This is a genomic window from Pseudomonas sp. TE9122, assembly GCF_056278925.1.
Genome location: NZ_JBWBQI010000001.1, coordinates 1,610,343 through 1,623,063, shown reverse-complemented (window position 1 = coordinate 1,623,063; position 12,721 = coordinate 1,610,343). Strand labels below are relative to the sequence as shown.

The window sequence follows — 12,721 nt, the reverse complement described above, 5'->3', positions numbered from 1 at the left end:
AAATTCGGGAGAAACGCCGAAGGCAGGATCAAAAGATCGCAGCCTTCGGCAGTCCTGCAGAGAAGCAAAAGCAATCAGGCGATGGCGCCCAAGAGCTTTTCCCATTCCTTGTTTTCTTTCTTCGACACGCCGCCCAGCAGGTCAATCGCCTGGCGCAGACGGAAACGGGTCAGGTCCGGGCCGAGGATTTCCATCGCATCGAGCACCGACACCGAACTGGCCTGCCCGGTGATCGCAGCAAACATCAACGGCATCGCATCGCGCAGTTTCAGCTCGAGGGACTCGACCACCGCCTGGATCGTCGCGGTGATGCTGTCCTTCTCCCACTGCCGCAGGCTTTCCAGTTTCCACAGGATCAATTGCATCAACTGCCGAACCTGATCGCCGGAGAGCTTTTTCGACTCAAACAGCTTGGCATCCGGATTCACGCCGCCGGCAAAGAAGAACCCCGCCAGCGGTGCGACCTGGCTGAACGTTTCAACACGGCCCTGAACGTGCGGCGCGATTTTCATCATATAGTCGGAATTGAACGCCCACTTCTGCACGCGGGCGGCAAACTCTTCCACCGGCAGATCGCGCAGCCACTGGCCATTGAGCCACGACAGCTTCTCGATATCGAAGATCGGCCCGCCGAGGGAAACGCGCTTGAGGTCGAAGTTGTCGACCATTTCCTGCAGCGAGAACTTCTCGCGCTCGTCCGGCATCGACCAGCCCATGCGCCCGAGGTAGTTGAGCATCGCTTCCGGCATGAAGCCCATGCGCTCGTAGAACGTCACCGAGGTCGGGTTCTTGCGCTTGGACAGCTTGCTCTTGTCCGGGTTACGCAGCAGCGGCATGTAGCACAGCTCCGGTTGTTCCCAGCCGAAGTATTCGTACAGCAAAATCAGTTTCGGTGCCGATGGCAGCCATTCTTCGCCACGCAGCACGTGGGTGATGCCCATCAGGTGATCGTCGACGACGTTGGCGAGGAAGTACGTCGGCAGGCCGTCGGTCTTCATCAGCACTTGCATGTCCATGCGATCCCACGGGATCTCGACGTCGCCACGCAGCATGTCCGACACCACGCAGACGCCTTCGCTCGGCACCTTCATGCGGATCACGTGCGGTTCGCCAGCGGCCAGGCGCGCCGCGACTTCTTCCTTCGACAGCAGCAGCGCGCGGCCGTCGTAGCGCGGAGTTTCGCCACGGGCCATTTGCTCGGCGCGCATCTGATCGAGTTCTTCAGCGGTGCAGAAGCACGGGAACGCATGGCCCATGTCGACCAGTTGCTGGCAGTACTTCTGGTAGATGTCGCCGCGCTCGCTCTGCCGATACGGGCCGTGCGGGCCGCCGACGTCCGGGCCTTCGCTCCAGTCGATGCCGAGCCAGCGCAGGGCGTCGAAGATCTGCTGTTCGGACTCGCGGGTCGAACGCAACTGATCGGTGTCTTCGATGCGCAGGATGAACTCACCGCCATGCTGCTTGGCAAAGCAGTAGTTGAACAATGCGATGTAAGCGGTACCTACGTGGGGGTCCCCGGTAGGCGATGGCGCGATGCGAGTGCGGACGGTGGTCATGGCTTGTCTCGAAAAAATGAAGAGCAGAACAATCAAGCGGCGAATGGTAACAGGCGACACCCGCCCCGCTCCAGCGGGCAGGGTATTTAAGCCAGATGCCCTAAGCCCTTCGGATGGTGTGAAGGCCATTCGCGAGCAGGCTCGCTCTTACAGAGATACACAATGATCTTTCCCACGCTCTGCGTGGGAAAGCATCCTGTGACGCTCTGCGTCACGCGAGCGATGGGACGCAGAGCGTCCCGGGCGGCATTCCCACGCAGAGCGTGGGAACGATCCCTTAAACCGTAAGCAATCGTTCGCGCAGTTTGGCAATCTCGTCACGCATCTGCGCCGCCGCTTCAAACTCCAGATCCCGCGCCAATTGGTACATCTTCTCTTCCAGCGCGCGGATGCGTTTGGTGATTTCGCTTGGCGAGCGCAGTTCGGCTTCGTACTTGGCGTTCTCTTCGGCGGCCTTGGCCATGCCTTTGCGCTTCTTGCTGCGCGAGCCCGGTACGGTGGCGCCTTCCATGATGTCGGCGACGTCCTTGATCACACCTTTCGGGGTGATGCCGTTCTCAAGGTTGAAAGCGATCTGCTTCTCGCGACGGCGCTCGGTCTCACCAATCGCCCGCTCCATCGAACCGGTCATGCGATCGGCGTAGAGAATCGCCCGGCCATTGAGGTTACGCGCCGCGCGGCCGATGGTCTGGATCAGCGAGCGCTCGGAACGCAGGAAGCCTTCCTTGTCAGCATCGAGAATCGCCACCAGCGACACTTCCGGCATGTCGAGGCCTTCACGCAGCAGGTTGATCCCGACCAGCACATCGAACACGCCGAGGCGCAAATCGCGGATGATCTCGACGCGCTCGACGGTATCGATGTCCGAGTGCAGATAACGCACGCGCACGCCGTGGTCGGCGAGGTAATCGGTCAGGTCTTCGGCCATGCGCTTGGTCAGCGTGGTGACCAGCACACGTTCTTCGATCGCCACGCGCTTGGTGATTTCCGAGAGCAAGTCATCGACCTGAGTCAGTGCCGGCCGCACTTCAACCTGCGGGTCGACCAGGCCGGTCGGCCGCACCACTTGTTCGACCACGCGCCCGGCGTGCTCGGCTTCATAGTTGCCGGGGGTCGCCGAAACGAAAATGGTCTGCGGGCTGACCCCTTCCCACTCGTCGAAACGCATTGGCCGGTTGTCCAGCGCCGAAGGCAGGCGGAAGCCGTACTCAACGAGGGTTTCCTTGCGCGAACGGTCGCCCTTATACATCGCGCCGACCTGCGGCACGCTGACGTGGGATTCGTCGATCACCAGCAAGGCGTCGGCAGGCAGATAGTCGTAAAGCGTGGGTGGCGCCGCGCCGGATGGACGCCCGGAAAGGTAGCGCGAGTAGTTTTCGATGCCGTTGCAGTAACCCAGTTCGAGGATCATCTCGAGGTCGAAACGGGTGCGCTGCTCCAGGCGCTGGGCCTCCACCAGTTTGTTGTTACTGCGCAAGTATTCGAGGCGCTCCTGCAATTCGACCTTGATGCCTTCGATGGCGTCGAGCAGGGTTTCCCGAGGCGTCACGTAGTGGCTCTTCGGATAGAAAGTGAAGCGCGGCATCTTGCGGATGACTTCACCGGTCAGCGGATCAAACGCGGAAATGCTCTCGACCTCGTCGTCGAAAAGCTCAATGCGGATCGCTTCCAGATCGGATTCCGCCGGGAAGATATCGATCACATCACCGCGCACGCGGAACGTCGCCCGGGCAAAATCCATGTCGTTGCGGGTGTATTGCAGATCGGCCAGGCGCCGCAGGAGCGCGCGCTGATCGAGCTTGTCGCCGCGATCAACGTGCAAGACCATTTTCAGATAGGTTTCCGGGCTGCCCAGACCATAGATGCACGACACCGTGGTGACGATGATCGCGTCCTTGCGCTCCAGCAACGCTTTCGTCGCGGACAGTCGCATCTGCTCGATGTGGTCGTTGATCGACGCGTCCTTCTCGATGAAGGTGTCGGACGACGGCACATAGGCTTCGGGCTGGTAGTAGTCGTAATAGGAAACGAAGTATTCAACGGCGTTGTTCGGAAAGAACGCCTTGAACTCACCGTACAACTGCGCGGCCAGGGTCTTGTTCGGCGCCAGAACCAGCGTCGGACGCTGTACCTGGGAGATGACGTTGGCGATGCTGAAGGTCTTGCCCGAGCCGGTCACACCGAGCAATGTCTGGTGCGCCAGCCCGGCGTCAATGCCCTCAACCAACTGGCGAATGGCTTCCGGCTGATCGCCGGCAGGCTCGAAGCGGGTGACTAGCTGGAATTCCGACATACACACCTCTGGATTCGCGGCGCTCCGCGTCAGACGGAGCACCACGAGGACGACCGCAAACGACCGATGTCGCGCAAGAAAAAACCTGGATTGTGCTGAATGTGGTGGCGATTGCCTGACCTTTCAAGGCAAACGTCCTACATCCGGTAAAGAGTCTGACAAAGTCAATCGACTAACGGTCCAGAAATAATCGGAAAAACTTACCCCAAAAGCCGATTCGCCTGTCGCCATTGCGCGGTGATGGCCTCTATACTAGCTCCCCGTTTGTGCACCGCTCTAGTGCATTCGGCTGGAGCGCTACACGTCCCTCCACTCTCCATTCAGAGCCACCGTAATAATGAGCCTGTTCTCCGCTGTCGAAATGGCACCCCGCGATCCAATCCTGGGCCTCAACGAAGCATTCAACGCCGATACCCGGACCACCAAGGTCAACCTGGGCGTGGGCGTGTATTGCAACGAAGAGGGGCGAATTCCACTGCTGCGCGCGGTGATCGAAGCCGAGACGATTCGCGTCGCGCAACACGCTTCGCGCGGTTACCTGCCGATCGATGGCATCGCTGCCTACGACCAGGCCGTGCAGAAACTGCTGTTCGGCAACGACTCGCCGCTGATCAGCGCCGGTCGCGTCATCACCACTCAGGCCGTCGGCGGGACCGGCGCACTGAAAATCGGTGCCGACTTCCTCAAGCAACTGCAGCCGAACGCCGTCGTGGCGATCAGCGATCCGAGCTGGGAAAACCACCGCGCGCTGTTCGAAACCGCCGGTTTCCCGGTGCAGAACTATCGTTACTACGACGCTGCCACCCACGACGTGAACCGTGCCGGCATGCTCGACGACCTCAACGCCCTGCCGAACGGCTCGATCGTTGTCCTGCATGCTTGCTGCCACAACCCGACCGGCGTCGACCTGACCCCGGCGGACTGGAACAAGGTACTGGAAGTGGTCAAGGCCAAAGGTCACGTGCCGTTCCTCGACATGGCTTACCAGGGTTTCGGCGACGGCATCGATGAAGACGCCGCCGCTGTGCGCCTGTTCGCCGAATCCGGCCTGACCTTCTTCGTCTCGAGCTCGTTCTCCAAATCGTTCTCGCTGTACGGCGAACGCGTTGGCGCACTGTCGATCATCAGCGAATCGAAAGAAGAAAGCGCGCGCGTGCTGTCGCAGGTCAAGCGCGTGATCCGCACCAACTACTCCAACCCGCCGACCCATGGCGCCAGCATTGTTGCTGCGGTGCTGAACAGCCCGGAACTGCGCGCACAGTGGGAAGCCGAGCTGGCCGAGATGCGCCTGCGCATTCGCGGCATGCGCGAGCAGATGGTTGCCCTGCTGGCGGAAAAAGCCCCGGGCCGCGATTTCAGCTTCGTTGGTCGTCAGCGCGGCATGTTCTCCTACTCCGGCCTGACCACTGAACAAGTGCATCGCCTGCGCAACGAGTTCGGCATCTACGCCCTGGACACCGGCCGCATCTGCGTGGCTGCGCTGAACCAGAGCAACATCAAGGCTGTGACGGACGCGATCGTTCAGGTCATCTGATTTCGCCGCGCGATGAAAAACGGGAAGCCTTTGGGCTTCCCGTTTTTATTTGTCCCTGGAACCGCCGTGCAACCTCTAGACTGCACACAATTCAAAGCGCAGGAGCTGACGAGTGCAACGAGGCTGCGATCTTTTGATCTTGTTTCCAAGATCAAGATCAAAAGATCGCAGCGTTCCGCAGCTCCTACCGGTTTTGTGTACACCCGAGATTTTTGAAGAGAACCCACATGAAAAACGACAACCTGCGCGCCGACCGTGACGACCTGGATGATTTCATCCCGCGCGCTCCGGCCAAGCGTGAAAAGAGCCTGGTGCTGCAAGTCGCCACCGGGGTATTCCTCGGTGGCCTGGCCCTGTGGCTGGTGCAACTGGCGGCGACAGCGGTCTATGCCAAGCTGATGCTCGGCACGATTACTTTCGGCAGTTAAGCCAGTTCAGCCGAGCGCTGGGTGGCGGCATCGTCGTAAATCACATACAGCGATTCGGCGACCTGGCTTTTGATGGCCTTGCTGCTTTCGAGACCGAGGACGAAACCTTCGGCCTTGCCGCCGGCGCGGTTCAATTCTTCGGCAGTACTTGCCCCGGTGATTGCATCGAAAAGTTTTTCGGCGTGCGGGCCGATCCCTTTGGGCAGGCTGATCTGTGCAGTGCTCATGCGAGCACCTCGATGTTACGGGTGATTTGAGTCATGGCGCGTACCTTTGCGGCGAATGGCCGGTAGCGCGTGTGACCACTTCCGGGCTGCCATGGTAGACCTCTGAAGTCTTTCTGGTAACCGCCAATCGCTGACAAAATGCCGTCCGTCCCCATGAATCGCAAAAATTACCAGGCGATGCTTGACTTCTCTTTTTGAATCAGTAACATACGCACCAATTCCGCAATAGCTCAGTTGGTAGAGCAAGTGACTGTTAATCACTGGGTCCCTGGTTCGAGTCCAGGTTGTGGAGCCAAATAGCAAAGCCCCTGAATCGCAAGGTTCAGGGGCTTTTTTGTGGGCGCATTAAAAATACCAAAAGGCCGATCTGTTTGGGCAGATCGGCCTTTCCTGTTTCAGACGCAGCAGTCAGACATGTTCGCTGCTTTTCACCTGCACCTTTGGCGCGCCGTGGCCATGATCATGGTCATCCGGCTCGATCACCGGCACTTCCTTGCCATCGCAATCATGCAGCTTGCCGTCGCTGAAGTAATCGCCTTCACGCAGCGCGGCGAGATCGCGATAACGCAGCGTGCGCTCTTCGGCTGCGGCGAACACCGACTGTTGATCCGAGTTGCCGGTCGTGAAGTGGTTGAACGCCAGGTTGAGCAGGATCGCCATGATTGCCGACGAACTGATGCCCGAATGGAAAATCGTCGCGAACCAGCTCGGGAAGTGATCGTAGAAGTTCGGCGCTGCGATCGGGATCATGCCGAAACCGATCGAAGTGGCGACGATGATCAGGTTGACGTTGTTGCGGTAGTCCACCTTCGACAACGTGCGAATGCCACTCGCCGCCACGGTGCCGAACAGCACGATCCCTGCGCCGCCAAGGACCGAAGTCGGCACGGCGGCAATCACCCGGCCCATGAACGGCAGCAGCCCGAGGACGACGAGAAACAGACCGCCGGTGGCCACCACGAATCGGCTCTTGATCCCGGTCACCGCCACCAGGCCGACGTTTTGCGCGAAAGCACTTTGCGTAAACGAACCGAAGATCGGCGCAAACATGCTCGACAGCATGTCGGCGCGCAGGCCGTTGCCCAAGCGTTTGGAATCTACCTTGGTGTCAATGATTTCGCCCACGGCAAGGATGTCTGCCGAGGTTTCCACCAGCGTCACCATGACCACAATGCACATCGACAGGATCGCGGCGAAATGGAAGGTCGGCATGCCGAAGTGGAACGGTGTCGGGAAGCCGAACATGGGACCGGTGGTGACACTGGAGAAATCCGCCATGCCGAGGAACACCGCCAGCACCGTGCCGATGACCATGGCCAGCAGAATCGACAGCCGAGAAATGGTCGCGCTGCCAACCTTGCTCAGCAGCAACACCAGCACCAGCGTCACCGCTGCCAGACCGATGTTCTGCATGCTGCCGAAGTCCGGCGCGTGGCTGTTGCCGCCCATCGCCCAGCGTGCGGCCACTGGCATCAGCGTCAGGCCGATGGTGGTGATCACAATGCCGGTGACCAGCGGCGGGAAGAACTTGGTGATGCGCGAAAACACTGGCGTGATCAGCAAGCCGATCAACGAGGCGGCAATCACCGCGCCCAGCACCGATTGGAAACCGCCCTCCCCGCCACTGCTGACGATCGCGACCATGGTCGCCACACCAGAGAACGATACGCCCTGGACCAGCGGCAGCTGACAGCCAAAAAACGGCAGACCCAGGGTTTGCAGCAACGTCGCCAGCCCCCCCGCAAACAATGAAGCAGCAATCAACAGACCAATGTCCGCCGGCGACAGACCGGCCGCCTGGCCAATGATCAGTGGCACCGCAACGATACCGCCGTACATGGTCAGAACATGTTGCAGGCCGTAAGCCATATTCGCGCCGACCCCGAGGTTTTCGTCCTCGGGCCGTTGGTGTGAAACATGGGGCGTTTTCATGGTGGGGGGTTCCCTGGTTTTTGTTATGCGCACACTGTATTCAATACTCAGGACAAATGTCCATAGAGTTGTATACAACTTGTCAGTCACATAATGGTTAGGTAGCCATCCAACCTTCTAGTCTGCGCTTCTTGCCCCAACAAATTCGGCAACACATCCCCGCTGCGTCCGCGCCAGTGCCCACCAGGCTGAAGTGTTCAAGGCGACCGACGGTGCAGTCGCGCTCTTTCAGCGGCAATCGGGGAGATCCGTCGCGTATTGGAGCCTGATGTAAAGCCTTAGATGGAGGCTGGCGCGATTACCCGAGCCAGCGCTTGCCGCACACGCGGTGAATCAGGCACTTGAAGATCAAACTCACGCCGCAGCAATTTCATCAGCTCGTCGACATCCGCCACCTCGCGCAGCTCACTGTCCGCGCCCATGTGATGAATGGCAAAACTGCCGTTGTTCAGGGTTTTGCGCCAGCCAGCGCCGGTGCGCGCCAGCATCAGGCGCTGGGCAAAAGGTGACTCGGGATGCGTCGAGACGTACCAGTTGCCGACGGTGTAATCGATGTCTTCCTGGCGCTGCAGATCAAACAGGTACATCGGCCGCCACTCGCCTGCGACCTGGGCGCGCAGCAGGTAGCCATCGGCGTGCTTGTCGATGCGGTAAAGCTCATGCGGAGTCGGTTGTTCACCTTCGCTGTCGAGCAGCAGCGGTGCGGTCGGCACCATGCCGCCAAAGCCGACGTCGGCGATGTAGCGAGTGCCGTCGATGGTGACCAGGCTCAAACGATGGGTTCGCGCCGTCCAGCTGCCTTCCGGTTGATTCATCACGACGCGCCCGCTGATCGCCCGCGCGTCGAAGCCCAATTCAAGCAGCAGCGCATAAAACAAATGGTTGAGTTCGTAGCAGTAGCCGCCCCGCCCTTGCTGCAGCACCTTGCTTTCGATGGAGTCCAGGTCGATCGACACCGGTTCACCCATGATCGTAGCCAGATTTTCGAAAACAAATTCGGCGGTATGGCGCAGTTGCAACTGACGCAACGTATCCAGTGTCGGTGGCGGCGGCGCATCGAAACCCAAACGTTGCAGATACAGATTGGTATTGCTCAGCCGTAGCGCACTCATTGCTCGATCCTTATGCATGGGCCGCAGAACACTGCGTGGATATTGCCCTGTATACGGGATCAGGCACGGCTTCCGACAATTGATTTCGCCAATCGCCCGCTCAGCGCTTTTTCCGCGAAGCGATGCGAATCCATGTCGGTGCATGGTCGCTGGCGTGCGGTTCGTTGCGCACCCAGGCGTCGACGCCGGCATCGTGCAGATACGGGCTCAATGCCGGGTTGAGCAGCAGGTGGTCGATGCGCAGGCCGGAGTTGGTTTGCCAATGGTTACGGAAATAATCCCAGAAGGTGTAGATGCGTTCTTCGGGATACACGTGGCGCAGGGAATCGGTCCAGCCCTGGCCCAGCAGGCGCTGATAGCACTCGCGGCTTTCGGGTTGCAACAAAGCATCCTTGAGCCAGGATCGCGTGTTGTAGATGTCCATGTCGGTGGGCACGACATTGAAGTCACCGGCGAGCACCACCGGGTGATCGCTGCCTTGCAGGTCTTTGGCGTAATTGATCAGACGCTCGAACCAGGCCAGTTTGTAATCGAATTTCGGCCCCGGCTGCGGGTTGCCGTTGGGCAGATACAGGCAACCGACCAGCACACCGTGCACCGCCGCTTCGATATAGCGGCTGTGCGTGTCATCGGGATCGCCGGGCAAACCGCGTCGACTCTCCAGCGGCTGCGCATCACGCGCCAGAATCGCCACGCCATTCCATGACGCCTGGCCCTGCCAGATCGCGCCGTAACCGACGGCCTCCAGTTCGGCGGCGGGAAATGCGCTGTCCACCGACTTGAGCTCTTGCAGGCAGACGATGTCCGGTTGGTCGCGCTTGAGCCATTCCAGCAGATTCGGCAGCCGCGCGCGCATGCCGTTGACGTTGAAGGTGGCGATTCGCAGGTTTTTCATCGTCTGCAACTCCTGCCCGGTGGGATTGCAAATTGTGACCCTGAAAACGCCGCGCAGGTTGCATCGAATGACAATGCGACAGCTCAGACGCGATTACGCAGCCATTGCAGGAAGCCTCTTTTCGGCGCGACCACGGGCGCGTCCTCGGTCAGCGACTGCGCCTTGTGCAGGCGGAAATCGAGCAACGCCTGCATCGCATCATGGATGTCATGGCGCGCGTCCAGGCACGGTTTCAGGTAGGACTTCTCGATGCGATACAGGGCGCAGAAAGTCTTCGCGGAAAAATCCGCCGGCAGCGCGGTGTCGGAAAGAATCCCGGCCTCGCCGATCACCTCGCCCGGCCCCATGCGCCCGGATTCCAGGGGTGCACCATGGCGCTTGAGCGTCACCGACACCACGCCGGATTCAATGATGAACAAATGATCGCTGACCTCCCCGCCCGCCAGAATCGTTTCGCCGGCGCGGAAGGTTTGCAGGGTCATGTTCTGGCTGAAGGTGTCTTTTTCTTCCTCGCGTAGAGTCGAGAAGATCGGTGAGCTTTCCAGCAGCGCCCGTGGCCGCGACAACTGCGGTGCGACGCTGGTCTCGTTGCTCGACAGCAGGTTGACGCCGGAGGCCTGCAAATGCCGGTAAGCGAGGTCGAACAACTGATTGCGCACCACGCGCTTCTCGCCCATCGAGGCGACAAATCCACTGATTTCGTATTCCGCGCCGCCGCTGGCAGAACTCTTCAACGATACGCTCGGCGCCGGCGTGTCGAGCAATTGCCGGCAACCCTGCATTGCCCGCTCCAGCGCCTCGATCACTGAGCTGGGCCGGGCATGGGGGCTGACAGGCACGCTGACGGAAACGCCGAACATATTGCTCGGTCGGCTGAAGTTGATGATTTTGGCTTTCGCCGCCAGCGAGTTGGGTATCACGGCCATGCTGCCCTGGCTGGTTTGCAGACGCGTGGCGCGCCAGTCGATGTCGGTGACGCGGCCCTCGGTGCCGTCGATGGAGATCCAGTCATCGAGTTGATAGGGCTTGGTGGTGTTGAGGACGATGCCGGAGAACACGTCGCTCAACGTGCTCTGCAAGGCCAGACCGACAATGATCGCCAACGCGCCGGACGTCGCCAGCACGCCTTTGACCGGCAGATCGAGCACGTACGCCAGCGCCGCAATGATGGCGATGAGGAAAATCACCGCGCCGAGCAAGTCCTGCAACAGCCGGCCGGTGTGGCCGACCCGCTGCATCATCACCGCGCCGATCAACACCGTCAGGGTGCGTGCACCAAACAGCCACCAGCCGATCTGCAACCCGGTCGCTGCCAGATGCAGCGGCACGTTGTCGGCCCACGGCGCCGGCTCCATCGGGTTGAGGCCTTCGTTGAACAGCACCATGCTGAACAGGGCGAAAATCAGCACCCGCACCAGCAGCTTCCATTCGCTGCCACGAGAGCTGATCAGCCGCCACAGGCCAAGATCGAGCAGGATCAGGATCAACGCGCTAAACAACGGGTGTTCGGTCAGCAGAGACAGCATCAAACAACTCCGACAAAGGCCAATCGCGAGAAGATCGCACAGATTGGCACAGTGTAGGAGCAATTGATTTCGGCGGATGAACCGCCGCTTGAAAACACTGCGAAACCCTGTAGGAGCTGACGAAGGCTGCGATCTTGAAGATGTGGGACGCGGAGCGTCCCCGGCTGCATTCCCACGCAGAGCGTGGGAACGATCAGACGCTGAAAAACCTGTGGGAGCGAGCCTGCTCGCGAAGGCGTCCTGTCAGTCACTACCTCTTCGACTGAATCAGAGCATTCGCGAGCAGGCTCGCTCCCACAGGGGAGTTTCAGTTGCCAGTAAAGCTCGGGATCAGGCGTGCATCCGGCCAAAACGCCCGGACTGAAAGTCGGCGAAGGCCTGATGAATTTCCTGCTCGGTGTTCATCACGAACGGGCCATGGCCGACGATCGGTTCGTCGATCGGCTCGCCGCTGAGCAGCAATACCACCGCGTCTTCGCTGGCCTGGAGAGTGAGTCGATCACCGTCGCGTTCGAACAGCGCCAACTGCCCGACCCCTACCGATTCCGCACCGTTGACCTGCACCGAACCTTTCAGCACCACCAGTGCGGTATTGCGTCCTTCGTGCAGATCAAGCGTCAGCAACTTGCCGGCATTGAGGCGCAGATCCCAGACGTCGATCGGCGTGAAGGTGCGCGAAGGTCCGGTGTGCCCGTCGAATTCACCGGCGATCAGACGCAGGCTGCCGGCGTTGTCCTTGAGCGCGATGTTCGGAATGTCGCGGTCGAGAATGGTCTGGTAACCCGGCGCGGCCATTTTGTCCTTGGCCGGCAGGTTGACCCACAGCTGGACCATTTCCAGCTTGCCGCCGGTTCTGGCGAAGTTCTCCGAATGAAACTCTTCATGGAGGATACCGGACGCTGCGGTCATCCACTGCACGTCGCCCGGGCCGATGATGCCGCCGCTGCCGGTGGAGTCGCGGTGTTGCACTTCGCCGTCGTAAACGATGGTCACGGTTTCAAAACCACGGTGCGGGTGCTGGCCGACGCCACGCTGTTCGGTGGTCGGGGTGAATTCGGCGGGACCGGCGTGATCGAGCAGCAAAAACGGGCTGATGTGCTTGCCCAGGTTGTCGTAAGAGAAAAGTGTGCGCACCGGGAAACCATCGCCGACCCAATGGCCGCGCGGGCTGGTGTAAATGCCGATGATGTTTTTCATGGGGTCTCCAATGGGTAAATG

The 12,721-nt window shown here is 60.1% G+C and carries 10 protein-coding genes and 1 tRNA gene; 3 read left to right on the top strand and 8 right to left on the bottom strand.

The genetic code is table 11. The features are described from left to right. Nucleotides 1-74: 74 nt before the first annotated feature. Together gltX and uvrB are read right to left on the bottom strand one after the other, a co-directional pair. Nucleotides 75-1,556, bottom strand: coding sequence for a glutamate--tRNA ligase (gltX, locus tag ACZ9BE_RS07135; protein ID WP_476249116.1), 1,482 nt, complete (start codon nt 1,554-1,556; stop codon nt 75-77). 277 nt (nt 1,557-1,833) lie between these two features. After that, nucleotides 1,834-3,849 (bottom strand): excinuclease ABC subunit UvrB, encoded by a 2,016-nt coding sequence (uvrB, locus tag ACZ9BE_RS07130; protein WP_016773919.1) that lies wholly within the window; start codon nt 3,847-3,849, stop codon nt 1,834-1,836. A gap of 337 nt (nt 3,850-4,186) precedes the next feature. On the opposite strand from uvrB, the gene ACZ9BE_RS07125 reads away from it, so the two are divergent. Continuing rightward, a complete protein-coding gene (locus tag ACZ9BE_RS07125) occupies nt 4,187-5,383 on the top strand; it encodes an amino acid aminotransferase (RefSeq protein WP_476249115.1) in 1,197 nt (398 codons plus the stop codon). A 227-nt stretch (nt 5,384-5,610) separates the two neighbouring features. After that, on the top strand, nt 5,611-5,811 hold the full coding sequence (locus ACZ9BE_RS07120; RefSeq protein ID WP_041478524.1) for a hypothetical protein: 201 nt from the start codon (nt 5,611-5,613) through the stop codon (nt 5,809-5,811). Here ACZ9BE_RS07120 and ACZ9BE_RS07115 read toward each other — a convergent pair. Further along, on the bottom strand, nt 5,808-6,038 hold the full coding sequence (locus ACZ9BE_RS07115; RefSeq protein ID WP_024012377.1) for a hypothetical protein: 231 nt from the start codon (nt 6,036-6,038) through the stop codon (nt 5,808-5,810). The genes ACZ9BE_RS07120 and ACZ9BE_RS07115 overlap by 4 nt on opposite strands. Nucleotides 6,039-6,257: 219 nt before the next feature. Here ACZ9BE_RS07115 and ACZ9BE_RS07110 point away from each other — a divergent pair. Next, nucleotides 6,258-6,333 (top strand) — tRNA-Asn (locus ACZ9BE_RS07110). 113 nt (nt 6,334-6,446) lie between these two features. Here the strand turns inward: ACZ9BE_RS07110 and ACZ9BE_RS07105 are convergent. The 5 genes from ACZ9BE_RS07105 to ACZ9BE_RS07085 form a co-directional block, all read right to left on the bottom strand. Further along, nucleotides 6,447-7,970: a nucleobase:cation symporter-2 family protein gene (locus ACZ9BE_RS07105; RefSeq protein ID WP_024012376.1), complete on the bottom strand. Its 1,524-nt coding sequence runs from the start codon at nt 7,968-7,970 to the stop codon at nt 6,447-6,449. A 278-nt stretch (nt 7,971-8,248) separates the two neighbouring features. Then, nucleotides 8,249-9,082, bottom strand: coding sequence for an arylamine N-acetyltransferase family protein (locus ACZ9BE_RS07100; RefSeq protein ID WP_476249114.1), 834 nt, complete (start codon nt 9,080-9,082; stop codon nt 8,249-8,251). 100 nt (nt 9,083-9,182) lie between these two features. Continuing rightward, on the bottom strand, nt 9,183-9,977 hold the full coding sequence (xth, locus tag ACZ9BE_RS07095) for an exodeoxyribonuclease III (protein WP_476249113.1): 795 nt from the start codon (nt 9,975-9,977) through the stop codon (nt 9,183-9,185). Between the two features lie 83 nt (nt 9,978-10,060). Then, nucleotides 10,061-11,503 carry a mechanosensitive ion channel domain-containing protein gene (locus tag ACZ9BE_RS07090; protein WP_476249112.1) on the bottom strand — a complete coding sequence of 481 codons (1,443 nt, stop codon included), beginning with the start codon at nt 11,501-11,503 and terminating at the stop codon, nt 10,061-10,063. A 330-nt stretch (nt 11,504-11,833) separates the two neighbouring features. Beyond that, the gene (locus tag ACZ9BE_RS07085) at nt 11,834-12,700 is read right to left on the bottom strand and encodes a pirin family protein (RefSeq protein WP_476249111.1); all 867 of its coding nucleotides are present in this window, start codon (nt 12,698-12,700) and stop codon (nt 11,834-11,836) included. Nucleotides 12,701-12,721 lie beyond the last annotated feature (21 nt).